At 62.0% G+C, this 25,762-nt stretch carries 18 protein-coding genes; 11 read left to right on the top strand and 7 right to left on the bottom strand.

The genetic code is table 11. The annotated features are described in order from the left end of the window. Window positions 1-465 precede the first annotated feature (465 nt). The 4 genes from NMA52_RS01545 to NMA52_RS01530 all read right to left on the bottom strand — a co-directional run bounded on the left by NMA52_RS01545 (window position 466) and on the right by NMA52_RS01530 (window position 6,001). On the bottom strand, window positions 466-1,512 hold the full coding sequence (locus tag NMA52_RS01545; protein ID WP_254825867.1) for a ligase-associated DNA damage response exonuclease: 1,047 nt from the start codon (window positions 1,510-1,512) through the stop codon (window positions 466-468). Between the two features lie 74 nt (window positions 1,513-1,586). Continuing rightward, on the bottom strand, window positions 1,587-2,330 hold the full coding sequence (locus NMA52_RS01540) for an HpcH/HpaI aldolase/citrate lyase family protein (protein ID WP_254825866.1): 744 nt from the start codon (window positions 2,328-2,330) through the stop codon (window positions 1,587-1,589). Window positions 2,331-2,342: 12 nt separating this feature from the next. Beyond that, window positions 2,343-4,259 carry a CocE/NonD family hydrolase gene (locus NMA52_RS01535; protein ID WP_254825865.1) on the bottom strand — a complete coding sequence of 639 codons (1,917 nt, stop codon included), beginning with the start codon at window positions 4,257-4,259 and terminating at the stop codon, window positions 2,343-2,345. Window positions 4,260-4,321: 62 nt separating this feature from the next. Next, window positions 4,322-6,001, bottom strand: coding sequence for a hypothetical protein (locus NMA52_RS01530; RefSeq protein ID WP_254825864.1), 1,680 nt, complete (start codon window positions 5,999-6,001; stop codon window positions 4,322-4,324). Between the two features lie 108 nt (window positions 6,002-6,109). Between NMA52_RS01530 and NMA52_RS01525 the strand changes: the two genes are divergently transcribed. From NMA52_RS01525 to smpB, 6 genes are all read left to right on the top strand, one after another. Further along, window positions 6,110-8,299 (top strand): S9 family peptidase, encoded by a 2,190-nt coding sequence (locus NMA52_RS01525; RefSeq protein ID WP_254825863.1) that lies wholly within the window; start codon window positions 6,110-6,112, stop codon window positions 8,297-8,299. Between the two features lie 310 nt (window positions 8,300-8,609). Beyond that, complete coding sequence (locus NMA52_RS01520; RefSeq protein WP_254825862.1) at window positions 8,610-9,053, top strand: helix-turn-helix domain-containing protein; 444 nt, start codon at window positions 8,610-8,612, stop codon at window positions 9,051-9,053. A gap of 20 nt (window positions 9,054-9,073) precedes the next feature. Beyond that, window positions 9,074-10,396, top strand: a complete 1,323-nt coding sequence (locus tag NMA52_RS01515) for a T9SS type A sorting domain-containing protein (RefSeq protein ID WP_254825861.1) — start codon at window positions 9,074-9,076, stop codon at window positions 10,394-10,396. Window positions 10,397-10,531: 135 nt separating this feature from the next. Next, window positions 10,532-10,984, top strand: a complete 453-nt coding sequence (locus tag NMA52_RS01510) for a helix-turn-helix domain-containing protein (protein WP_254825860.1) — start codon at window positions 10,532-10,534, stop codon at window positions 10,982-10,984. A 27-nt stretch (window positions 10,985-11,011) separates the two neighbouring features. Next, a complete protein-coding gene (locus NMA52_RS01505; RefSeq protein WP_254825859.1) occupies window positions 11,012-12,391 on the top strand; it encodes a T9SS type A sorting domain-containing protein in 1,380 nt (459 codons plus the stop codon). Between the two features lie 72 nt (window positions 12,392-12,463). Further along, complete coding sequence (smpB, locus tag NMA52_RS01500; protein WP_254825858.1) at window positions 12,464-12,928, top strand: SsrA-binding protein SmpB; 465 nt, start codon at window positions 12,464-12,466, stop codon at window positions 12,926-12,928. On the opposite strand, the gene NMA52_RS01495 is transcribed toward smpB, so the two are convergent. Further along, window positions 12,923-14,035 (bottom strand): lytic transglycosylase domain-containing protein, encoded by a 1,113-nt coding sequence (locus NMA52_RS01495; RefSeq protein ID WP_254825857.1) that lies wholly within the window; start codon window positions 14,033-14,035, stop codon window positions 12,923-12,925. The genes smpB and NMA52_RS01495 overlap by 6 nt on opposite strands. 472 nt (window positions 14,036-14,507) lie before the next feature. Here NMA52_RS01495 and NMA52_RS01490 point away from each other — a divergent pair, with 472 nt between their 5' ends. Genes NMA52_RS01490 through NMA52_RS01475 form a run of 4 tightly spaced genes read left to right on the top strand, consistent with a single transcriptional unit; the run spans window position 14,508 to window position 19,017 of the window. After that, window positions 14,508-15,512, top strand: a complete 1,005-nt coding sequence (locus tag NMA52_RS01490; protein ID WP_254825856.1) for a Gfo/Idh/MocA family protein — start codon at window positions 14,508-14,510, stop codon at window positions 15,510-15,512. Window positions 15,513-15,519: 7 nt separating this feature from the next. After that, entirely contained in the window at window positions 15,520-16,371 is an 852-nt protein-coding gene (locus NMA52_RS01485; protein ID WP_254825855.1) for a hypothetical protein, read from the top strand. Next, a complete protein-coding gene (locus tag NMA52_RS01480; protein WP_254825854.1) occupies window positions 16,368-17,831 on the top strand; it encodes a sugar transferase in 1,464 nt (487 codons plus the stop codon). Before NMA52_RS01485 ends, NMA52_RS01480 begins: the two co-directional genes overlap by 4 nt. A 55-nt stretch (window positions 17,832-17,886) precedes the next feature. Further along, window positions 17,887-19,017: an alpha/beta hydrolase gene (locus NMA52_RS01475; RefSeq protein WP_254825853.1), complete on the top strand. Its 1,131-nt coding sequence runs from the start codon at window positions 17,887-17,889 to the stop codon at window positions 19,015-19,017. Window positions 19,018-19,082: 65 nt separating this feature from the next. Here NMA52_RS01475 and NMA52_RS01470 read toward each other — a convergent pair whose 3' ends face one another. Beyond that, window positions 19,083-19,832, bottom strand: coding sequence for an RNA methyltransferase (locus NMA52_RS01470; protein WP_254825852.1), 750 nt, complete (start codon window positions 19,830-19,832; stop codon window positions 19,083-19,085). Here NMA52_RS01470 and NMA52_RS01465 point away from each other — a divergent pair. Further along, window positions 19,801-22,320: a BamA/TamA family outer membrane protein gene (locus tag NMA52_RS01465; protein ID WP_254825851.1), complete on the top strand. Its 2,520-nt coding sequence runs from the start codon at window positions 19,801-19,803 to the stop codon at window positions 22,318-22,320. The two genes, NMA52_RS01470 and NMA52_RS01465, sit on opposite strands and share 32 nt — an antisense overlap. Here NMA52_RS01465 and NMA52_RS01460 read toward each other — a convergent pair whose 3' ends face one another. After that, complete coding sequence (locus NMA52_RS01460) at window positions 22,321-25,755, bottom strand: M36 family metallopeptidase (RefSeq protein ID WP_254825850.1); 3,435 nt, start codon at window positions 25,753-25,755, stop codon at window positions 22,321-22,323. Between the last annotated feature and the right edge of the window lie 7 nt (window positions 25,756-25,762).

Raw genomic sequence — 25,762 nt, 5'->3', positions numbered from 1 at the left:
CGGGGTACGGAAATTTCACGGTGGAGTGAGGGTCGCGTTGCAACACGCCGCGTCTGGCCCCCCGGCCCCCAGAGGGGGGAGGACGCGGCTACATCGGTGACCGGGAGACTGGCTTCCTCCCCCTTTGGGGGTTGGGGGGCGAAAGCCAGACGGGGTACGGAAGATTCACGGTGGAGTGAGGGTCGAGTTGCAACACGCCGCGTTTGGCCCCCCGGCCCCCGGAGGGGGGAGGACGCGGCTACATCGGTGACCGGGAGACTGGCTTCCTCCCCCTTTGGGGGCTGGGGGGCGAAAGCCAGACGGGGTACGGAAGATTCACGGTAAAGCGAGGGTCGCGTTGCAACACGCCGCGTCTGGCCCCCCGGCCCCCAGAGGGGGGAGGACGCGGCTACATCGGTGACCGGGAGACTGGCTTCCTCCCCCCTTGGGGGTTGGGGGGCGAAAGACGCTCGAAAAGTGAACTGATCAATCCGCATCCGCCACCGCATTTTCCTTATTAGTTTCTTCACTGCCCTTCGTCTCGATCTCGGCCAGTTCGCCTTCGTACTCGGTTTCGAGCTCGACGGCATTGTAGCCCTGTCCGCGGAGGTACTTGCTGAAGATGGAGGTGTAGCCGTGAGTAACGTAGATGTTGTCCGCGCCCGTGAGCCGGATCGCTTCCAGCAGGCTCGGCCAGTCGCAGTGGTCGCTGAGGACGAAGCCGCGGTCGGCACCCCGCCGCCGCCGGGCACCGCGCAAGGTCATCCAGCCGGAGGCGGCCCCGATGGAGGCGTTGCCGAATTTCTTCACCCAGGGCTGGCCGATGGCGCCGGGAGTTGCCACGACGATGTTACCCGGATACTCCTTCTTGTTCACCTCCCGGGTCACGCGGGTCGTCTCCGGGAGGGAGAACCCCTGCTGCCGGATCACCTCGTTGGTGTTTTCGATGGCCCCGTGGGTGAAGATGCGGCCGATGGAGGTATCGAGTCCGTTGAGCAGGCGTTGCGCCTTACCCAGGGCGTAGCCGGTGACGATGGCCGTACGCCCCTCGGCCGCGGTGGCCCGCCACCAGTCGTTGATGTCGGCAAAGAGTTCCTCCTGGGGAATCCAGCGGTATACGGGGAGCCCGAAGGTCGATTCCGTTATGAAGTGCTGACACTGCACGGGCTCGTAGGGCTGGCACAGTCCGTCATCCTCTAGTTTGTAGTCTCCGCTGGCTACCCAGATCTCCCCCTTGTACTCCACGCGAATCTGCGCCGAGCCGATGATGTGTCCCGCGGGGTGGAAGCTGAACCTCACGCCGTTGATGGTTTTCACCTCGCCGTATTCGACGGTTTCCAGCTTGATGTCGCCCAGGCGGTACCGAATTACCGGCGCCGCGGCCCGGGTGCTCAGGTAGTATTTATTCCCCCAGCGGGAATGATCGGCGTGGCCGTGGGTGATGAGCGCACGGTCGACCGGTTTCCACGGGTCGATGTACACGTCGGCGCGCTCGCAGTAAATTCCGCAGTCGTTGAAGGTGAGCAGGGGCATCGGCAGTGCAACGGAGCCGGGGTCGCCTAGGTTTAGGAAAATCTACCGCATCGGTCCTCCGGGCGGTAGCCCCGCTAAAAGTCCGCCATCCAGTCGCGCAGGCCCCGCTGAAAGATCAGTTCCTCCGTACCGCAGGTGACGATGTCGAATCCCCGCTGCACCAGGCCGGCCACATCCGTAGGGCGCGTCGTGAAGATGCCCGTGAAGAGGTTATGCCGCGCGGCTGATTCGATCACGCGATCCAGCACCGCCGAGAGCTGTGGATCGGAAAAGTCCGCCCTGTCGGCCAGCCCCAGACTCACGCTCAGATCGTAGGGACCGATGTACAGACCGTCCAGTCCGGGTGTAGCGGCAATGGCATCCAGTTGCTCCGCCGCAGCCGCCGTTTCGATCATCACGAACGCCAGGGTTTCCCCGTTGGCCGCCGCGAAGTAGTCTCCGTCGTAGTGGAGCGCGGCGCGAAACGGACCGAAGGAGCGGTTACCCACCGGAGGATACTTGGCCGCCCGCACGAATGCCCGGGCCTCCTCCGGCGTATCGACCATCGGGCAGATGACGCCCTCCACGCCGTAGTCCAGCGCCTTCATGGTGAGTTCGGGGCGGTTCCAGGCTAGTCGGGTGAGCGCGAGTCCCCCGCCCGCCCGGATCGCCTGGAGCAGCCCGAGCAGGTGACCGTCCTCGATCGAGCCGTGCTGCATATCCAGCGTGATGCTCTCCACGCCCGTAGCGGCCATCCGCTCGGCCAGGCGCGGGGACGGAAGCGTCATGAACACGTTGTGGAGAGGGGCGGATTGGCGCAGGCGTTGCCGGAGATTCATGGGGGAAGGGGATTAGCGACGGGCCGTCGGGCGTACGATCGGCACCCGTACTACACTGGGGTATTCCCGGGAGTGGTGGATGACGTTACGGGCGACTACCCCCTCCTTCTCGTCGAAGTTGCTGCCGCCCGTATTGAGGTTGCGCTCGAAACGGGGAAAGTTGCTGCTGCTCACCTCGATACGCAGCCGCTGTCCGGCCCGGAACATGTTGCTGGTATTCAGGGGCGTCAGATCCACTTTGTACACTTGCCCCTCCTCCATGAAGACCTCCTTGTCGTAGCCTTCCCGGTAGCGCACCCGCTGGATGGTTTCGTCGAGGTTGTAGGCACTACCGTCTTCCTCCACGACGATGAGCTTGAGCGTCAGGTCGGTGTCCTTTACGTCGCTGCTGAGGTAGAGGGTCGATTCGACGCTGCCGCTCACCTCGGTATCCTCGGCGAAGGGCTCGGAGGTGTACACCAGCACGTCGTTGCGGGCTTCCCGCCGCCGCTGGTCGTAGCTGCCCCCGTCGATGGCGTCACCCGTGCAGCAGACGTTTCCGCCGTAGCTGTATACCGGGTTCATGGGGTCGTAGACGAAGTGGTCGGGGGTATCCCGGGCGGGCATTTCGCGGACCAGCCGGCCGTCGCCGTACAGGGTATTGGCACCCCCGTCGCTGCTGAGGTAGTAGGGGACCATCTCCGCGGCGGGCGGGGGCCAGGCGGGTGCGGTCTGCCATTCATTACTGCCCATGGTGTAGTAAGTGACCCGGGCGAGGGTGTCCGCGTCAGCAGGGGAAGGGGTCCCTGCGGTTAGCCCGGGGGTTTCCTCCTTGAGCCACTTGTCGAAGAAGCCGTAGATCAGGCCGTCGTAGTCGTAGCGGGCGTCTCCGACACTGCGTTCGCCGACCACGGTGTTTTCCGTCGCGCGGGTATAGGCGCAGTGGAGCGTGGGCGCGATCCAGAGGTACTGGTTGTCGCGGGCTTCCTGAGACACCGCATTTTCGCGCACGTGATTGAACAGCGCCAGGTTGGGGCTGATCGATACGTCGTACCAGCTCGTGAACCAGAAGGTAGGCACGTCGAAGGGCATGTCGTCGTGGTAGAGGCCACCCTCGAACCAGGCCGGATCGTTGGGCTTCCGGGCGATCATGTCCTCGTAGATGCCCCGTGGTCCGTGGTTCGCGGAGATGATCTCACTTACCGGCAGCGTCGAGAGCATTTCCGTGGAAGAGATTTCCGGGTACTCCGGCTCCATGTCGTAAAATCGTTGCAACCGCAGCAGGTCTTCCCGGCTCAGCCCCTCCGGCAGCCGGGGTCCGTTGGGGTCGTGCTGCACGTGGTAGAGCCAGCTGGTGAAGAGCATCTGCTGGGCGCCGCCCCGGTACCAGTTGCCCTGCTCCATGAAGTCCCCTACCCGTCCCACGCCGGCGCCGTACCCCATCGGCACCATGGCCTTGAGGGCGGGATGTCCGAGGCTGGCGACGGCCATTTGCCATTCGGCGGTGGAGCTGCATCCGTAGAGGCCGACGTTTCCGTTGCTCCAGGCTTGCTTACTGAGCCAGTCGATGGCGTCGTAACCGTCGGTCAGGGGCACACCCAGAATGTCCCACTCCCCCTCGCTGTAGTAGCGACCGCGTTCGTTCTGCACGACGTAGGCGTAGCCCCGGCTCACGGCTTCGTAGGCGCGTTCGTAATTGCGGGTCTGTTCTTCCCCGTCCACCCAGCCGTTGAACTGGTAGGGGGTGCGCACCAGAATGACGGGGGCTTTGGCCACGCCTTTCGGTCGGTACACGTCCGTCGCCAGCCGTTTGCCGTCGCGCATGGGCACCATGAGCTTTTGCTCGATCTCGGCGATGCTTGCCAGGCGGCTGTAGGCGTCGGAGGTTTGGGCGGGTACGCGGGCGCAAAGAAAGAACAGGAAAAGCAGGCTGATCGGGCGTAGATCCATGGCGTGTCGGTGTTTGTCGTGGTGAATATACAGGTCCGCCGTCCGATCGTCGATGCTTCCGTTTATTCGGGGGCCTCCTCCCGTTGAAACAACTCGATATCCGCCGCCTCACCGACCCGCCGGAAGGCGGCGGGGGGTGAGGTTTCCCGTACGTCTCTGACGTAAAAGTCCGCGGTACCGGCTTCGTCTACCAGCCGAACCTCCCGTTGCTGTAGAAGGTAACGGGCGTAGAAGCCCTCGTCGGTCGCGTAGACCGCCGCCCCGTCCGGAACCGTAGCGAGCATGCGCGCCACGGCGGTGTGGGTGGGCACAATGTCGTAGTAGTAGAGGTGCAGGGAAAAGTAGGTCGGTGTCTTTGCCGCCAGGTACAGCGCCGCGAAGCCGGTGGCCCCCACGGCGACCGGCAGGGCCGGTAGCCGCTGCAGGAACAGAACCACGATGAGGATGCCGAAATGCAACTGGAAGATCAGGCTGCGGTGAAAGGGCACCGCCCGCATCAGCAGGACCACCCCGACGGTCGCGACGAGCAGCAGCAGTTGAAAACGCGCCAGCCTGCGGTAGGTCGCGGAGGAAGACCGCCACCAGACGATTACCGGAAGTACGTACAGGGCGGGCATCAGCCAGACGGACCACGCGGCCAACGCCTGGGTCGCGTAGTTGGCGTAGTCCGGCAGGGTGGGAAGAAAGCGGACCGCGAATTCCGCATACCCTTCCGTCGCCGCCGCCACGTAGCGGTTGGCGGTAATGGCGGAGAGGCCGGAGAAGCTGATGGCCGGCAGGTAGAACAACAATACGGCCACGCCGGCCACGAGCTGGGGTGCCAGCAGCGTCCCGTCCACCCGCCGCCGCCCGATCCAGCCCGTAAGGATCCACGCCAGCAGGGCCAGGTGCGCGTACAGGAACACGGGTACCGCCGCGTAGGCCACGACACAGCCTCCCGAAAACAGCCAGCTCCAGCGTCCCCGCCCGCCGCCTTGTGCGTACCACGCCCCCACGAAGGCCAACCAGCTCCCGAACAGCAGCAAAGCATAGCCCCGGGCCTGCACCGCGAAGCCCCATACCGGCAGCGTAAGCGCGAGGAGGAGCACCACGGCTGCCGCCAGCCACCGATGCCGCTCGAGCACGTCCCGCAGCCAGAAGTACTGCACGACGCTCACCCCCAGGTAGGCACCCAGGGAGAGGAGGCGCCCCGTAAACACCAGGTCGGTGGTCCAGCCGGAGAAACCCGCGTTCAGGACGTTGAACAGGAGGTGGTTGTTGGGCAACATGTAGTAGGTAAGGCTCCGGAAGGGGCCCTCCCCCGCCGCGTTTACCGCCGAAAAGGCCTCGTCGAAGGAGGGCGGCAGGAGCGACTGACCGTACCACCAGGCGGCTACCTGTACCAGGCCGATCGCGCCCAGCGCCCACGCATCGGTACGGGTGAACGCAAAAAGAAGCGGACGGTACGTCCCAACCGCGCACCGGCGCCAACTCCGGTATAGGATCAGCATTCCGGCCAGCCCGGCCGCCAGTCCGCACAGCGCGAACCGGTCGCCCGCCTGTTTGACGGAGGGGGTGAAAAAGTCCGTCGTCCACGCCGCATCCCGGTAGAAGGGCCCGCTTGCCAGGTAGGTTGCCGAAAGTTCGGCGTAGTCTGTATACAGGTACCACGCCGCGTAGCCGGTACCCGCCGCCAGGACGATCACCACGCCCAGGTGCGCCACCCCGACGATGCTTCTCCACAATGCGGCGGACAGGACCATAAAATAATTTTGGCCAAGATAGCGTCTCGGTGGGGGGCGGCAGCCAACCTCCACGGGCGAAGCACCGTTGTCTCCTACATCCGCCTAACCAACGTTTACCACAGTTCAATGCGCGTACTCCTTCTCCTGCTGTTCGTCCTTTCGCTGCCCCTCGCCGCCCAACAAAAAGCCATTACGCTCGAGGATATCTGGGCGACTTACACCTTCAACCCCGATGGCGTCAGCGGCTTCAACTTCTTAAGCGACGGTCGCTCGTACGCCGAACTCGACGATAACACGATCGTCACCTACGACATCGCCACCGGCCGGCGCAGTGGCACCCTGGTCGATCCCGCCACGCTGCCGACCGATTCCGGTTTCAGCGGGCGTATCGACGACTACACCCTCAGCGACGACGAGGAGAAGATCCTCCTGAGCAGTGAAACGGAACAGTTGTTCCGCCGCAGCTCCCAGTCGTTCTACTACGTTTACGACCTGGACGCCCGTACGCTTACCCCCGTGTACCCGGAAAAGAAGATCCGGCTGGCCACCCTGGACCCCACCGGCGAACGGGTAGCCTTCGTGGTGGATAACGACGTGTACATCCGTAACCTCAGGGACGGACGCCTGACCCAGGTCACCCAGGACGGAGAAACCAACGCCATCATCAACGGCGCCACCGACTGGGTGTACGAGGAAGAATTCGGCTTCAGTAAGGCGCTTTACTGGAACACCGACGGAGAGCGCCTGGCCTACCTCAAGTTCGACGAGCGGGCCGTCCCCGAGTTTACGTACACCAACTTTCGCAACGGTATGTACCCGGAGTACGTCACCTTCAAGTACCCGAAAGTGGGCGAACAAAACAGCACAGTGAGCCTGCACGTCTTCGACCTGGACAATGGAAACACGACCGACCTGCTCACCGTCAACGGCTCCGCCGACGACGAGTGGCACTACCTGCCCCGGGTAAAGTGGACCAACGACGACGACGAGCTGACCGCCCAGCGCATGAACCGCCACCAGAACAAACTGGAGCTGCTGCTCTTCAACGTCAACCGCGACGAGCAACGCACCCTGCTTACGGAGGAGAATTCCTACTACGTCGACGTAACCGACGACCTGACCTTCGTCGACGACGGTTTTATCTGGACCAGCGAGCAAGACGGTTTTAACCAGATCTACCACTACGATATGGACGGCGGCCAGCCCCGGCAGCTTACTTCCGCCCGCTATGACGTGACCGACCTGTACGGCGTCCACGACGGTCGGCTGTTCTTCCAGGCCGCCGGGCGCGATCCGATGCAACGGGAGGTGTACACCAAGAGTCTGCGCGGACGCGACCTGCCCCGCCCCCTGGCGGCGGAGCGCGGGTACAACGAAGCCCAATTTTCCAGCACTTACGACTACTTCGTGCTCACCCACTCGACCATCAATCAACCGGCCCGGGTCGTGGTGACGGACGGTAGCGGGACCGAGATCCGGGAGATCGTAAGCAACCGGAACCTTTCCGAAAAGGTCAACGACTACGGCTACCAGCCCGCGGAATTTTTCACCTTCACTACGGAGGAAGGGACCGAACTGAACGGCTACCTGATCAAGCCGGCAACCCTGGATCCCTCCCGAAAGCACCCCCTGCTCATGCACGTGTACGGCGGCCCCGGCAGTCAGCAGGTGCTCGATAACTGGCGCGGTCAGAATATGGCGTGGTTCCAGCTGCTGGTGCAGCGGGGATTCGTGGTCGCGGTGGTTGATAATCGCGGCACCGGCGCCCGGGGGCAGGAAATGAAGAAAGGGACCTACCTCACCCTGGGCAAGCAGGAGACGGAGGATCAAATCAGCGCGGCGCGTTATCTGGGCGCTAAGGACTACATCGACGAGGACCGCATCGGTATCTTCGGGTGGAGTTACGGAGGGTTCATGGCCCTCCACGGAATCCTGCAGGGCAACGACGTTTTTGCCGCCGCGATCGCCGTGGCCCCGGTAACGAACTGGAAGTGGTACGATACCATTTACACCGAACGTTACATGCGTACCTACGCCGAAAACCCGGCAGGTTACGACGATAATAGCCCGATCAACTACGCCGACCGGCTGAAGGGCGACCTGTTGCTGGTCCACGGTATGGGCGACGATAACGTGCACTTTCAGCACACCGCCGAAATGGCGAATGCACTAATTATGCACAACAAGCAATTTGACACTTACTTTTACCCCAACCGCAACCACGGCATTTACGGCGGCCCCACGCGGCTGCACCTGTATACGAAGATGACGGACTTCCTGATGAAGAGCATCGGGCCCGGCACAGACTCCAAATAAGATTTCACCGCTTAGAGCGAACTCCAAAGCTAAGAGGGCAGTTAACCCCGTCACAGTAAAAGTTTACCTTTATCGAAAGGCCCGTCATGACCCGGCGGCGCCTTTCTTTTTTTGGCCCTCCGCAGCGTGCGTTCTTACTTTCCGGAGCGGAGGTTATTTGCGCGCCTGATCCGTGCCTTGTCGGGAAAATATTTAACTAAACGAGTCGGCTTTGTTCAGTTAGGTCAGGCCTCCAGGTACCTAATTTCGTCTAACGGTTCGGGAGCTCCGCCCCCGCCCATACCCCGCGAAATTAATGACCATGCCACCGGTGAACAATACACTTGTTCGCAAGGTCATCGACCGTTTGCGAACCGCCGAGGAACCCTCCACCCGGCAGACCATTCTGGCAACTTTCGGGCACTGGAAGACCACTTCCGCCGGTAAGCATCGTCAATTTCACCGGGTACTAACCCTACTTCATGATGCCGACGGGCCCCGTTCCGTGAGCGAACTTCGCACGGCACTGGGCATCAGCGAACGTCATTTGCAACGTCTCTTTCGCGCTCAGGCCGGAGTGCCCCCGAAGCTTTACCTGCGCCTCCTACGGTTCGAGCGCGCCTACCACTTCTTACTGAACCACCCCCCGCTGCCCAACGCGGAGGTCGCCTTTCGCCACGGCTTTGCCGACGGGGCACACCTGAGCCGCGAATTCCGCTCCTTCTGCGGAGCGACCCCGCGGATGGTACGTACCGCCGCGCCGCTATCCTCCTGAATGACCACAATCCATCCACCATGAACATCGCTACGCCCTGGGTTATGAGCCTTATCCTCATCGCGGGTCCGCTAACCGGCCAGCTGCGCCTCCCGCACGCCCTACAGACCCACCGCGGCGAACTGACCGAGCCGGTCCTGCGTGTCCTGCAGTCCACGTCCACGCTCGAGGAGATGCAACTGGATTCCACGATCACTTACCGGGCCTACGATGCCGGCGGGGGCAATTACATCGAGGGTGCCGTAGAGAAGACCGTCTACGATCCCGTCTCCCCGGGTATCGTCCGGGCCATCACTTCCGTCCCGGGAGAAGGAAGGTGGCACTTCGCGACGCAACTGCGGGTGACGTCGGACGAGCGGGGGCGTACCGTCCGGCAGTTCGCGGAAACCTGGGACCGCCAGCTGAACACTTGGCTGCCGGAGTCCCGCCTAGAGATGTTTTACCGCGGCAACTCTCCGGACCTGTTGGATAGCCTGTACGTGGAAATCTGGTCCGACGAAAGCAGGGAGTGGGTGCGAAGTCTGCTGATCCGCAACACCTACGATAATGACGACCGGATGCTTGGCAGCCTGACGTATATGAACATTGACGGGTATGAACTGGGATTCGAGGATGAATATCTTTACAACGATCAACGCGATAATCACCTGATCAACACTTACCTGACCGTGGACGATGAGCGGACGCTCGCCGGTTTTACCACGATGACGTACGCCGACCACCTTCTCCGGGAAGAGATACAGTTCAGCGCGGACGATACCGAGACGGGCACCCCCGAGTCGCGGACCACCTATACGTACACCGACGCGCTCCAGCAGGATTCGGTTGCCACCTACCTGTGGGATCCGGCGGAAGACGAATGGGCGATTTCCGGCCTGGACAACTACGATTACGGTACCGGCGGGTTGGTCAGTGACGTATTCACCACGGCCTTCGACCCCGACGACGGCGAGGAGAAAAGTTGGATCAATTACGCTTACGTGGCGGGTACCCCTTACCTCCACGAAGTGAAGTTCCACACCCTACCGGAAGGAAGCAACTTTTACTTTCGGAACGAGCGCACTCGTTATTTCTACCAGGACGTCTCCACCGCAGTCACCGAGCGGCCCCGGGCGGCTCTTCCCCTCCTTACGTGGCCGAATCCTACCCACGGCCCGTTAGAAATTAAACTGGAAGAGCCGGTTGAACTTTACCTCTACGATCAGACCGGCCGGCTGCTATCCACCCATAACTGGTCTCCCGGACAGGATAAGCTCAACCTTTCCGACCTTCCGCCGGGCACCTACTACCTTGGTGCCACTACGCGGCGGGCGCACTATACCGCGCGGCTCCTGAAAATTTGAGCCGCGCCATCCGACCCGCCCGGAAGGGGCCCAGCGGCCTTTTTTTAACGTAAACCGGCGCGTTTGTACAATGCGGGCTACGTCGCCCGGGGCTAATTTTAGGGAAGACCACGTTCACCTGCCTGCCTTCCCGCCATGGCCACCGTTACTTCCTCATACATCCGGACCGCCATCGAGCTGCTGCGCGATGCCGAGCGGCACGGTACGCGACAGTTTATTCTGTCCAGTCTGGCGGACTGGCGCAACCACCTTCAGTATACGCCCCGCGGCCACTTTCGTCGGGCCTTGCTTCTCATTCACGGCGGATCGGCGGTTCCACGCTCCGTCCGCCAGCTTAGTATTGGGGTAGGAATTAGTGAGCGCCAACTGCAACGGATTTTCCGCCGCCGAACGGGGGTAACGCCCAAGACGTACCTCCGGTTTTCCCGTTTCGAACGGGCCTTTCTCCACCTTCACCATCCCTTCCGGCCCCCGCTGTCCAGTCTCGCCGACCAGTACGGCTACACCGACGCGGCTCACCTGATCCGGGAATTTCGGGCGTTCGCCGGCACAACGCCCCGCCACCTGCGGCTGGCGGCCGCCAACTGACCGCCGGCCGGCCTAAATCGTTTTGTCATGTCTATCCGTACACCGCTGTTCTTGCTCGTTGCTTGCTTCACCCTTCCACTGTCGGGTCAGGTGGAGCTCTTTTCCCCCGGCCTCCGCTCGCAGTTACCCGCCCTGACCGCGCAAATGGAATCCTTTGTGGACCGGTCGGTAGCCGTCGACGTACTCCGCGCCCGCCTAACCGGTACCCGGAACGACACGATGTACCTGGATTCTACCGTGACCTATGCCCCCGTAGCGGTGGCACCTAACGATACGACCCACGGCCCCGTTGCCCGGATCGTCTATACCGACCGGGAACCCTCGGTGTATTCGGCCCTGTCTTCCAATTACGACGGTGGTTGGATTCCCATCATGGATCAGCACATCACTTTCGACCAACAACACCGGACTACCCTCCAGGTGGTTCACCTTTACGATCAAGCCACGGGCAGCTTCGTGCCGAATTCCCGGTTCGCCAGCTATCCCCGCGGCACTTCCTACAGTCAGGTCGATTCCGTGACCTACGATATCTGGCAACCGGACGACTCTTCCTGGGAGCGTCTCTTTTCGATCTACAATACCTTTTCCGAAAACAGCCGTCTGCTCACTTCCCGGGGGCACGTACAACAGAATTCTACCCCCCTGACGTACGAGGAACGCTACACCTACGACGCGGCGGGCGACAATACCCGGATCCACACCTATTTTGTTACCGATACGTCCGAGCACTACACCAGCCTCGTCGAAAGGTCCTACTCCGACCACTTACTCAGCACGGAAACCGTGTACGCCGTCGAGGGAGATGCGAGTTTACGCCCCCTAAACCGTTCTCACTTTCTGTATAACCAGCACCGGCTCCCCGACACCTCCGACTACGAGTACTGGGAGCTTTCTAACCAGCGGTGGCTCCGCTCGCGCATTCAGACGATCGCCTACGACGATGAACTCCGCGAGTCCATCCAGTTCGACACTTATTACGATTTCAACCGGCCCGGTGAAGTTTCGGCCGGATCGTACTGGGAAAATCAGTACGTGGGCCGGACCGACTACCTAAATAAACGAACGTATTACTCCCTCGATCTCCTGTCAAGTACGTACCTGCCGGACGGGCACACCGACTACCATTACCGCTCTTCCTCCACCGCCGTGTGGAATCGGGGTGGCGACGTACGGCCGCTGGCCGTTTGGCCTAATCCGGCCGCGGAGTGGGCTATGGTAGACCTGGGTGAGCAGGCTACCCTGGTGCTGACCGATCACGCCGGCCGTGAACTGTTCCGCCGCGTACACGCCCCCGGCAATACACGTATCGGTCTGGCGACACTGCCCGCCGGCATCTATTACCTTACGGCCACTACCCGGTCCGGCCTGATCTACCTGGCCCGGCTCGTCCGAGTCGGCCGCCCATAATCTTCGGATCACCGACGGAAGCGTCCACCGGGGGAGCAACTTTTCCTCCGGTCGACGTATTATATCCGAGCTATGGCCAAGAAGAATAAGGAGAAAGAGTTCGTCAACCGTAAGGCGAAGTTCGAATACGAGTTTCTGGAATCCGTAGAGGCGGGTATCAAATTACTGGGTACGGAAATCAAGAGCATCCGGGCCGGTCACGTCAATCTCCGCGACGGCTACTGCGCCTTCGACCGTGGTGAGCTCATTCTGCGATCACTGTACATCGGCGAATACAAACAGGGCAACCAGTTCAACCACGAAGAACGCCGCCCCCGTAAGCTGTTGCTCAAACGCCAGGAGCTGCGCAAGTGGGAAAAGAAAGTCAAGGAAAAGGGCTTTACCATTGTCCCCTACCGCCTGTATCTGAACGAGCGGGGACTGGCCAAGGTCGAGGTGGTCCTCGTCCAGGGTAAGAAAGTGTACGATAAGCGGGAGAGCATTCGGCAGCGCGAGAGTAAGCGCACCCTCGACCGCATCAAGAAGCAGTACCTATAGACTCGCGAAGGCGCGGTAATCCTTCAGGAAGCTCAGCAGCATCCGTTCCTCCAGCAGGCGGAAGTTCCATGCCGGTGAGTCGTACACCAGGCCTTCGGCCCGGCTACCGAGCAGCGTAAGAGCGGGGTCGAAACCCATCAGGGAGGCCGCCTCGTTGGCGACGGCAAGGTTCTCGTCGACGGGCAACTCAACCAGGTTCGGCCGGCCCCACAGCCATTGCTGAACGGCATACTTTTGCTCCCGCGGCACCCGCAAACGGTACCCCCGCGCGCTTGCCGGGATGTAGTGCTGCACGAACATCGGATTCATCCGGATCAGGGTCGAGAGGCGAACACCACACTCCCGGGCCACCTTAGCGAGGTTCGTGTGGGTATACACCCGCACGCTTTCGGTTCCCTCCGCGGCCATCGGCTTCAGGCCGTGGTCGTCGTAGTAATTCACGGCGTAGGCGGCGGCCAGGTAGGCGGAGACGTACCGGCGGGTCTCCCGCGGCAGGTATTTACTCACCTTTTCGTAGTCGTTGCTGCGGGCCGCGCGGATCGCGCGGCGCACCCGTCCCGGACCGGCATTGTAGGCGGCCAGCGTCAGGTGCCAGTCGCCGAACTGCAGATGAAGTTCCTTAAGCATGAGTACGGCGGCCTCGGTGCTTCGGTGGATATCGAGTCGTTCGTCGATGACCTGATCCACTCGCAACCCCATTTCACGGGCCGTAGCCGGCATGAGTTGCCAGAGACCCGCGGCGCGGGCCGAAGACACGGCGTGGGGAACGAGCATGGACTCCGCCACGGCCAGGTACTTCAGGGAAGCCGGCATTTCGTGCTTGCGGAGGTAAAAGTCGAACACGGGAAAGTACTGGTTCGCCCGCCCGAGCATGCGCTCGGTGTTGCTACCGCCACCGCCCATGTACTCGGTGATCTTCCGCTGCACGAAGGCGTCGGAGGTGGCTATGCCGGGGGGGAGATTAAGTCGCTCGAGCCGGTGAACCATCTGGGCACGGCTTCGACTGGTGGAATTTACGGGTGAGGAGTAAGAAGCGACAGCTATGGAGGGGACCGCCACCAGTAGTAAAAAGAACCACTGGCAGAGCATCCTTTGCAGCTTGCTCATTAAAAATAATTTCGTTAGAGAATGACGCTCCGCCGTGCAAAGCGGGGCGCGGGGCGGACGATGAATTCGTCCTGGCAGGCAGGTCTAACGGGACCATTGTCCTGCACCTGAATCGGCAAAACTAGGGCGGTGCACCTACGCCGCGCAAGGGTTTTGGTGGCGGCCGCCGTTTGTTTAACAGTTGATTAGCAACGGGTGTTTATTGTTACATTCTGGCAGCTCTTTCCTCTTCCGACGTATCGTCGGCGCTATCCGGTTCCGCCGTTCATTTCTAAAGGCCGCCAGTGAGCCACGAAATTTAATTGCAGGGGTCCCGGAGGTCTTCCAACGGGAAAATTCTTCCTTAATGTTTTGTTAATAGCCCCACGCTAAGGGTTTTTTAACGCTTCGGATGCCGTCCGACCGCACGCCGCTTCCTTCCCGGCGTTGTGGGCGGCACGACTTAGCTTTGCCGGCACACAACCCATTCAGTATGCTCAAGATCGGACTCATCGGCGTAGGCCACCTGGGCAAGATCCACCTCAAGTGCATCCGCCTGGCCCGGGAAGCGTACGAACTGGTGGGCATCTACGATGCCGACGCCGAACTCGCGGCACGGGTAGCCGCGGAGTTTCGGGTGCGGGCCTACCCCACCGCCGCGGAGCTGATCGCCGACGTCGAGGTGGTCGACGTCGTCACGCCTACTTCCACCCATTTTGCGGTCGTGAAACAGGCGCTGGAAGGCAACTGCCACGTGTTCGTGGAAAAGCCCCTCACCGAAACCCTGGAGGAGGCGCGGCAGCTGATCGAGTTGAGTCAAAGGACTAAGCGTACCGTACAGGTCGGTCACGTCGAACGCTTTAACCCCGCGCTGCTGGCCCTGGAGGGCGTCAGCGTCCGCCCCTACTTCATCGAGGCCCACCGCCTGGCGATGTTCAACCCCCGCGGTACCGACGTTAGCGTCGTCCTCGATCTCATGATTCACGATCTGGACATCGTGCTTAAACTGGCCGACGACGAGGTGAGCGACGTGCGGGCCAGCGGAGTCGCCGTCCTGAGCGAAACGCCCGACATCGTCAATGCCCGCATCGAATTCCGCAACGGAGCCGTAGCCAACCTTACCGCCTCCCGGGTCAGCCTCAAGAATATGCGCAAGGTCCGGCTCTTCCAACGCGACGCCTACATCAGCCTAGACCTGCTGGAAAAAGAAAGTCAGGTGGTGCGCCTGTACGATGCCGAGGCCACCGACGTGCCGGAACGCGGACAACAATTTCCCCTCGAAACGCCCCGCGGCCACCGCATCATCCACGTCGACCAGCCACCCAGTGGCCCCGTGAACGCCATCCAGATGGAGCTGGAAAGCCTGGCCCGGAGCATCCGGGAGGGAAAACCGGCCGCCGTCAGCATCGAGGACGGCTACCGGGCCCTTTCCCTGGCCCAACGCATCTCCGACGCCGTGGCCGACAACCAGCGCCGCCTGCACGACCCCCAAGCCTGACCCCCGCATGCGCTCCCTCCTCTGGCTCCTTCCGGCCCTGCTCCTGACCGCCTGCCCCCCCGACCTGGAGACGGCACCGGCCCTGATCGTGGTGGAAGGATTCGAGCTGAAAACGGAGGAAAACGAGGGTGCCGCCACGGCCGACATCACCGAAGTCTGGGCCTTCGCCGGCGAGGATTTTATTGGTGTGTTCCCCCTGCCCGCCCGCATTCCCCTGTTACGCGTAGGGCCCACCGAGCTGCGCCTGGAGGCGGGGGTTCGCCAGGATGGTCGCAGCGTGACCCCTGAGATCTACCCCTTCTACGCTCCCGTGCGGCGCACCCTGGACGCGGTGAGCGGACGGACCCAAAATCTCGGTACTCTGCCCATCCGGTACCGCGACGACGCCGTTTTCGGTTTTATCGAGGATTTCGAGGCGGGCCGCCCCCGTACCTTCACGGATGTAGTGGCGGGCGACGGCGGGCTCGTACCCCAGACGGAAGTAGTCAGAAGTGGCGGGACCGCGGGTGCCGTGGAACTCCGGGACAGCAACCGTCTCGTCGAGATTGCCACTGCCCAAACCTTCACCGGTCTCGGTACCGTTCCGATCAATGTCTGGTTGGAGGTAGACTATCGCAGCGATGCCCCCGCCGTGTTCGGGGTGATCGGGCAACGCAACGGAATCGGTGTGCGGGTCTTCGACCCCGGCTTCCTGCCGCGGGCGGAGTGGACGAAGATCTACTTTAATCTCGGCCCGGTGATCGGATCGGCGGACCTGGACGAACTCCGGGTAGCCATATCCACCCTGCTGGACGACGCACGCGACCGGGGCACCGTTTACCTGGACAACCTTAAATTGCTTTACCTCCGCCCCCAATGACCCATTCCCTACCCCACACCACCGGTTTACCACCGGATACCGCCGCGCGGCGGCGGCGTGACGGATGGGTCTACATCGCCGGCGATCTGGTGGCCGCCTGGCTGGCGTGGACCCTCTTCTTTTGGTACCGCGGCACCGTAGAGGGTTCCGTGGAGGGGCTCGGGGACATTTTCCGGGACGGTAACTACGCCTGGGGCAGTTTTTTCATTCCCTTGTGCTGGGTACTGGCGTACACCCTCTTCGACCAGTACCGCGACATCTACCGCCTGAGTCGGTTCACCACCCTAATGCACACCCTGGTCCTGTCGGTGGTCGGTACCCTGGTCCTTTTCTTCGCCGTACTGATCGACGATGCGGTGGCGGACTATTCCTACTACGGCCGCAGCCTACTGGCCCTGCTCGGCCTCCACTTCTTTCTGACGGCCTTCGTACGGATGTACCTGCTCACCCGCGCGAGTCAGCGCCTGAAGGCCGGGGAGGTATCCTTCAATACCCTGATCGTAGGCGGCGGGGAGCGGGCCGTGAATCTGTACGAGGAGATCATCTCCCGACCGAAGGGACTGGGCTACCGCTTCGTCGGTTTCGTGGACGGTCGGCAGCGGACGACGCATCCCCTGGCCGACCGACTACCGAAACTGGGCAATCTCGGCGATCTTGGGCCACTCATCGAGGGGGGGAGCATCGAGGAGGTCATCATCGCCGTGGACACCAGTCAGCATAACCGACTGCGCGATCTCCTCGGCGTACTGAGCGTGTACGAAAAACAGGTGCTGGTGAAGGTCATCCCGGACATGTACGACATCATGCTCGGCACGGTAAAGATGAACCACGTCTTCGGCGCCGTCCTCATCGAGATTCGCCAGAACCTGATGCCCCGCTGGCAACGGGTCGTAAAACGGGTACTCGACGTGGCTACCTCCGCCCTGCTGCTGGTTTTCCTCTTTCCCCTATGTGTGTACGTGGCCTTGCGGGTGAAGTTTTCTTCCCCCGGTCCCGTATTCTACACCCAGGAACGAATCGGGCTTAACGGCAGGCCCTTCCGGATCATCAAGTTCCGGTCCATGTTTACGCACGCCGAGACGGCCGGGCCCCAGTTGAGTAAGGACGACGACGAGCGGTGCACTCCCTGGGGCGCCACGATGCGTAAGTGGCGGCTCGATGAGATCCCCCAGTTCTGGAATGTGTTGCGGGGAGAGATGTCGATCGTCGGGCCCCGGCCGGAGCGGCAGTTCTTCATCGACCTCATCAGCAGCCGGGCGCCCCACTACCGCCACCTGCTGCGCGTCCGGCCGGGTATCACCAGCTGGGGACAGGTAAAGTACGGTTACGCCAGTACCGTGGAAGAGATGGTGCAGCGCCTCAAGTTCGATATCCTCTACATCGAGAACCGCTCACTGGCTCTCGACTTCAAAATTCTGTTCTACACGCTACTCGTGCTGGTGCAGGGAAAGGGAAAGTAAGGTCGAACATATTCGTGTACCTACAACCTATAGTAGAAAGCCAAGATTCTACTATATGAGCAATTTATTAGCCTTCCCCCTGTTGTTATTTTCTTTACTAATCTCTATCGACGTCCACGCCCAGGATCAGTCGAAGGATCAACTGATGAAGACCGGTCCCGACATCACTACGACCGATCCCATGGAGATCCGGCCTACGGGTCCCGCCCCCGACTGGGCACCTAACATTGACCCGCAGATGCAGGCCGTGATCGAGCAGCTAAAATCGTACGAGGCACCTAAGTTCGTCGACCTGACGGCCTTCCAGGTACGCAATGCGATGCTTCCGGCCGAAGCGGTAGCGGATCTGCTGAAGAAGACCGGCATTCCCGCTACGGAACCGAAGGTTGACATCTCCCACCGCCTGCTTCCCGTAGGTTCCGACGATGGCACGCTGGTCCGCATCTACAAGCCCCTCGACGCCGGTAACGAGCCGCTGCCCGTCATCGTGTACTACCACGGCGGGGGTTGGGTGATCGCCGATCTGGAGACCTACCAGCCCTCAGCCATCGCGCTAGCCGAACGAGTGGGCGCGATCGTCGTATCGGTAGCCTACCGTCAGGCACCCGAGCACACCTATCCCGTTGCCCATGAGGACGCCTTCGCCGCCTACCAGTGGGTGGTGGAAAACACCGATTCCCTGGGTGGCGATCCGGACCGCATCGCTACGGCCGGTGAAAGTGCCGGTGGCAACCTCGCCCTTGCCGTTACCCTGATGGCCAAGGACCGGGGAGTGAACCTGCCCGTACACATTCTTTCCGTGTACCCCATTGCCGACGGTGACGTACAATCCCCCAGCTACGACAAGTACGAAAAGGCGCTTCCCCTGAATCGCGGCCTCATGGAGTGGTTCTTCAACTATTACTACCCCGACTGGCAGAGCGACGATAACCCCCTTATCAACCTGACCAGCGCCGACCTGAGTGGGCTACCCGCAACGACCATCATCAACGCCGAAATCGACCCCCTTGAAGCCGAGGGAGAAGAGTTGGAGCGCGCGCTAAAGGAGGCGGGCGTAAAGGTGGAGCGTAAACTTTACCGGGGCGTTACCCACGAGTTCTTCGGCATGGCTGCGGTGCTCGAGCAGGCCGTTGCGGCGCAGGAATTCGCCGCCGAGCGACTGAGGAAAGCCCTTGGGATCAAGTAACTGGCGGAACAGCGAAGAGGAGGAAGGCCCGGGAAATATTCTCGGGCCTTTCTGCGTAAGGATACCTACTGACGGAGGATACTGCATAGAATACCCGCTGCTACCGCCGCGTTCAGACTCTCCGCTTGGCGCCCCGGAGCCCGGGGGATGGTCAGCCACCGATTGACCCGCTCCCGCGTCCCCGCCCCGATACCCGGCCCCTCCGCGCCGATCACGAGTACCCCGGCGGTGGGAGGAGTGATCGCGTAAATACTCTCCCCCTCCAGGTCCGCCCCGAATACGGTTAGCCCGGGACGGTCGGCGGTTACCTCCGCGAGCGGCAACTCCCGGTAACTGACGCGCAGGAACGACCCCATACTGGCCTGGATGCTCTTGCTGTTGTACAAGTCCGCGGTGCCCGGTCCGCCGAAAACATAGGGGAAGCCAAACCAGTCGGCGATCCGCAGCAGGGCACCCAGGTTGCTCGGCGACTGAATACCGTCGAGGTAGAGCGACCAGCTGTCGGCCAGGTCGGAGGGAGCCACCGTCGGCTCCGTCGGCATGTCCACGACGGCCAGGACCTGGTTGGGGGTGGTAAGCTGAGAGATCCGGTCCAGCTCGCGGGGGGTGACGATGGTCAGCGGAACATCGGCTCGCCGCGCCGCGTTATCGGCCCAGGTTTCCAGCGCGTAGAGGTGATCAACGCGGTAGCGGTCCTGGGTCAGGAGCTCTTCCACGATGCGGGTACCCTCAACGGCGAATTTATGGTAGTTTTGCCTTACTTTTTTCTGACGCAGGCTGCTTATGAACTTGATGGTACCGGAGCTGATGGGCATACTGGCTGGGGGTCTGCGCCGCGTCGTTCCGGGCTTAGTAGCCGCCCTGCTGCTGACGTCCTGCAATGTTACGAAATACCTCGATGACAGTGAGGAGCTGCTGACCGCCCAGCGGGTGGAGATTCGCAAGGGCAGCAAGATCGAGAACCGCAGCGACGTCCTCTACGAGCTCTCCACGCTGACCCGGCAAAGACCCAACGGCAACTTTCTGTTCCTGTTTCCCCGGGAGCACTTCTACCTGGCCAACAGCAAACCCCGGGATACCACCCGCATCGACCGCTTTTTGCGCAGTACCATCGGTCAGCCGCCCGTACTGTACAGCGACAGCCTGTCCCGGCGGTCAGCGGGTCTGATGGCTGACTTTCTGCGGTACCGGGGGTACTTCAACGCCACCGCTTACCACGAAGCCGACCGGCGGAAGGACCACAAGGTCAGTCTGATCTACCACGTCGACCCCGGCACCCGCTACCTCATCGATACGGTCACCTACAGCAGTCCCGAGCCACAAATCGACAGCTTGCTGCAGGTCCTGAAGGAGGAAAGCGCGCTGCAGCCCGGCGCTCCCCTGAACCTGACCGCCTTCGACGAGGAGAAATCCCGGATCGGCCAGGCGCTGCGCAACGAGGGGTACGCCCACTTCTCGGCCACTTACTTCGACAAGCTGGAAATCGACACCAGTCAGCGGCAGGGGTACGCCAATATTTACCTGAGCATCCTTCCCCCCCAGGAAGACAACGCCTTCCGCAAGTACCGGGTAGGGAAGATCACCGTGCTGACCGACTACTCTCCCGCACGCGACGCCACCGGCTCCGGTTATCCCGGCGATACCATCGTGGAGGGCATCCGCTTCCTTTCTCCGACTCCCGACTTCCGGATGCGGCCGGAATTGCTGGCGGACAATATCTTCCTGCAGACGGACAGCCTGTACAGCCGGGAAGCGTACGAGAAGACCAACCTATCCCTGGGGGCACTCGGTATTTATCGCTTCGTCCGCATCAACCAGCTCGCCGATCCGGAACGGGAGTACGTACTCAATTACGAAATTCAGCTGTCTCCGAGTAAGCGCATGGCCATCGGAGTGGACCTGGATCTGAACTTCACCAACCGAAGCCTGCTCGACAGTACCGGTACGTCGGGCGGGGCCCAGAACAACAATCTGGTCGGAGTCAGCGTGAGCCCTAATTTCCGGAACCGCAATGTATTCGGCGGGGCCGAACTGTTGTCCGTGGCCCTGCGGGCGGGGGTAGAAGTGAATCCTAGTGCCGATAGTTCCGCCCAGTTTTTCAACACCATCGACCTGGCGGCCGAAGCAACCCTAAACCTGCCCCGCTTCAAGGATTTCGGCATCTACGGACTGGCCCGCAGAACGGGCTTGATTTCCAGTGACTTTTACCAGCAACTCTCCGAACGGGCCAGCACCCGCTATAGCCTGGCCTACGAGTACCTACTCATTCGGACGTTTTACGCCTACACCACCGCCAACGCGCGGCTGGGCTACGATTTTCGCCGGTCGGCCACGACCTCCTACCGCATCAACCACGCGGCGCTGGATATCCTCAAGTTCAAGATCGAGCCGCCCTTCGAGATCATTCTCAACAACAACCAGCGCCTCCGGCGCAGCATCAGCGATCAGTACTTTCTGAGCCTCCTGTTCCGTAACCTGGAATATACCCGGATCGGCCGCCCCGACCGGCGGGGTCGCTCGATCACCCTCAATGCCCAGTTCGAACTGACGGGCGCGGAGATCTTCCTGGCCCAGAAGCTCTACGACCAACTCGATACCCGCAACGACTTTGCCCGCTACGCCCTGCTCGTGGCGGATACCCGCTACGCCAAACAGCTCTCCCCCCTGCGCAGCTTCGCCTCCCGCTTTCTCGTCGGCATCGGCCGGCCCTTCACCAGCGAGCAGGAGCTGCCTTACGTGAAGCAGTTCTTTGCGGGGGGTGCCAATTCCATGCGCGCCTGGGCGCCCCGGGGCCTCGGCCCGGGCGGTTACGTGGACACCCTCAGCATCGACGACTCCAGCGGTAGCTTCAACAACAACCTGCGGCTATACCAAACGGGCGACCTGCAACTGGAACTGAACTTCGAGTACCGCTTCAACCTCTTTTCCTTCGTGCGGGGTGCCGTCTTCACCGACATCGGTAACGTTTGGACGGTCCGGGAAGACCCCGACCGCCCGGGCTCTCAGTTCTTGCTGAAGGGGCGAATCCGCCAGGAGGAAGGCTCCACGCCCTTTTACCACCAACCGTTCTACCGCCAACTCGCGGTGGCGGGGGGGACCGGCATCCGCATCGATCTGAGCTACTTCGTTTTCCGACTCGATGCCGCCATCCCCCTGCGGTATAATTACCCCCAACTCGGTGACGGCGAACCGATCCGTCCCCGTGAGCCGATCAACTACCCGGAGAGTGCTTACTGGCGCAGTTTTGACAAATTCGGCCTGGGCGATATTACCTTCCAGTTAGGCCTGGGCTACCCCTTCTGATCAGCGGCGAATGGTGATCTTCACCGAGGTGGACGCTTCCGGTTCGCTCACGCGCAAATGGTAGTGCCCGGCCGGCAGCCCCCCGGCCGCCAGGGTGACGGAATGATCACCGACGCTGAGCCACCGACGCTCCGAGAGCAACCGGCGGCCAGCAACACTCCAGAGTTCAAATCCGACCTCCCCCGCCGATTCCGTACGCAGGGTGACCGTCAGTGGACCGGCGGTCGGATTCGGAAACACCCGGAGGGTGGCGTTCCGGGCGGTCGGATTTACCAGTCCGCTCACGAGCGCACCCCGGTCAACCACCACCCCCAGTTCCGCGGCGCGAGTCGTATCCCGGTCTCCGGCCTCCGTTTGGAGCATAGCGATGCCGTCGTAGCTGAATAGGTCCAACACCTCGACGTTATCGAGCCACCACCCTCCGGCGCCGGCGGATGCATCGGCAATGAATCGCCAGCGCACGTATAGGTCCTCATTTTGGTAATCCGACAGGTCGATGATGGCCTCCCGGTAGCCCTCGCTATCACCCCAGAAGGTGGGCGTGTGGCGAAATTCGGGAGTGCCCCGGGAGCTGATTAGTCCCCGGTAACCGTAGCGCACGAAGCGGTGATCCACGTTCTCCCAGTTTGTCCCGTCGGTGCTCACCTGGACGATACCGGCATCGTAGGCCGCCTCGGTCCGGTAACGGGTATGGAATCGCAGTGCCGGACGTGATCCCCGAACCGCGATCGGTTCGCTTAGCTGCAGTGTGTGATCCTGGGCGGTGGCGGGGTCGACGACGAACCAGGCACGATCGCCGGCGAGGGGCAGGGAGTCTTTGCGTTCCCACCCCTGAGTCCCCCGTAAACTCACGGGGGTGAGGAGTGAAGTATCGGCTTCGGCGCCGTCAAAGAAGAATCGCTCACTAAAGCGCTCCGGATCGGTCGTTGCCGTGTACACGACCACTTCCCGCTCCCCGGCGGCAATCTCGTTGAGCCAGAAGGTGACCCGGTTCCCGTCAAGTTGGAAGGCGTTGGCTCCCCGAATGCTGCCGGCATCGAGCGTAAGGCCGGCGGGCAGTTCGTCGGTGACGACCACGCCGGTAGCCGGATCGGCCTTATCGTTGCGTACCGCGAGGGTGAACTCGATCCGCTCACCGGCCATCACCGAAGTAGTATCCACGGACTTCAGCAATTTGACCGTCGGGATGCAGGCGGGGTTCGGATCAAAGGCCTCCCGATTATCGTTGCGGAGGGTGCTCTCCCCCTGGCTGGCGGAATAACCGAGTCCGCGCCGCTGGAATACCTCCCACAACAGGCACTGGTTGGCGCCGTCGTTTTCGAAGCGGTCGGCGACGAGCAGCGCGTCGCGGCCATCGACGAGGCCCGGACTGCAGGGCGTGTACTTCATTGCCTCGATGACCAGGCGGACGGCGGCGTTGTTGCCCCCCGTACCGCGCAGAAGATCTTCGTCGAATCCGTAAGTATCCACCATTTTCCAGTAGATGTCCCAGAGGACGGAGGCCCAGGTCTCCCCCACTCCGTGGGGTACGGCGGCGGTGATCACGTCGTCGTAGGTATGGGTGTTGATGGCGAAATCGGTAGAGTAGTACTGGGAGCGCAGCCCGCGGGCGCCGACCTGGCCGGACATCGAATACACCCCGATGCCCCGGGGCTCGCGGCCCGTCGGTTGCGGGGTCATCGACCGGGGGGTGGAGGCCAGCAGAAAGAAGTCGGACCACCCCTCCCCCATTTGCTCGTCGTTGAGGAGGCAGGTGTTCGTCTGCGGCCCTCCCACCAGGCGTATGCTGATCCCGTGGCCGTATTCGTGGGCGACGACCCCGTTGTCGAAGGCTCCGTCCAGTGGGCTCAGATCGTTGTCGCGTAGTTCCACGGCAACCGTACCGCCGGCGGCCATCACCCCCCGCAGGGGTTGGCAGTCGCGTTCCCGCAGAAGCACGGCGGGGATCGTGACGGGTATATCGTTGGGTTCGCTCACGCCGGACATGGTCAGGATACCGTTGGCGGGATTAGCGATGATGACGCCCACGGCGCCGGCCTGCTCGGCGTGGTAAGCCTTGAGCTGAAAGGCACAGTTGCCGCGGGTCAGCAGCGCGATCTTTCCCTTCAGCTCCGCGGAGTTTACGAGGGGGGCGCAGCCTTCGTTGGGCGTGCCCGAGTCATCCAGTCCGATGGCCACCTCGGCCCGTAACGGGGTGCCGTCGATCTTTTTGCCGAAGGTGGCACCCCCGGTCGTGCGTAGTCCGACCAGCTCACTCGGCGCGGTAACGCTCAGCAGGCTGTTCTTACGCCACAGGTACATCTGCATGCGTGCGGCCCGGCCGTCCCGGCCCGTATAGAAATTGGCGTTGTTCGATCCGGAGCCGTCCTGCGTCTCGGCGTGGACCGGATCTCCGCCCTTTCCACCCCGGTCGTAGTTGTTGTACTGAAAGTTACCGGCCGCCTCATCGAATCCGTGACGGTAAGCCCAATCGTGGATCATATTGCCCAGATAGAACAGCTGCGTCAGGGAAGATTGGTAAATGCTGTCGGGCGACTGCCGCGGCTGAAACGGGAAATCAAAATCCAGCTCCAGCCCGCCGTCGGCTACGAAACCGGAGTCGGGCTGGTTGGCCTGCATATCGGCGTCGCGGTAGGCGTAGACGTTGTTGCCCCGCGTACTGGTGTACTCCGGGCCCGGCTGCCCGTCGGTATCGTGCCAGCCGTAGGGAGAGGCGAGCGGATCGGCCGGACTCTGGAGCAGGGTCCGCCCGCCGTCGTTGGGGCTTTCAAGACCGAAGGGGAAAACGTGGTACAGCGCCCCGTCACTGTCGGGGGGAGATGCCAGGGTAGTTTGCTTTGCGGTAGTGAACGCGGCACCCGCGGCCCCGCCGGCGTCCGATTCCTGCTCCTCGAACTGGCAGCTGATGGTCAGTGGGGTCCGGTACAGCTCCGTTCCCCGGACGGCGTCAACGATGGAGAGGTAATGCCGGCTGGAATCGACGTTCTCTACGGTCAGTTGCCAGGCCAGCCGAATAGCGGAGTCGTGGGGAAGGGGGAAGTAGGTCAGATCCGCCGTAGCGAGGCGTGCACCGGCTGCGGGATGGGCGATGCGAAAAGCCCGCTGCGCGGTGAGGGTCGGAACGGTAACCGCGGCGCGTTGGCGGATGTCGGCCTCCAGGCTCGACGTATGGTAGCCGACGCGACCGTCCCGTAAGTGCACCGAAGCTTGCGCGTTGAACACGGGCGTCCCGTAGAGATACTGCCCGACGTAAACGTGCTCCACGCCGCTCGGGGAGGCGTAGCGTTGTTCGATACGCAGCTCGCTGAGGTCCCCGGACGTTAGGCCTAATTCGGCACGGTGATCACGTAGAAAATCCAGGGCGGGCACGCTACCCTCCTGGGCGGAAACTGCGCTCAGCCCACAAAGGCTTAGCCAGAACACGAAACATTTCATGAGAGTA

This window comes from Lewinella sp. JB7, assembly GCF_024297185.1.
Classification (GTDB): domain Bacteria; phylum Bacteroidota; class Bacteroidia; order Chitinophagales; family Saprospiraceae; genus Neolewinella.
Note: the sequence above shows the minus strand (reverse complement) of the source record. Positions and strands in the feature narration are given on the sequence as shown.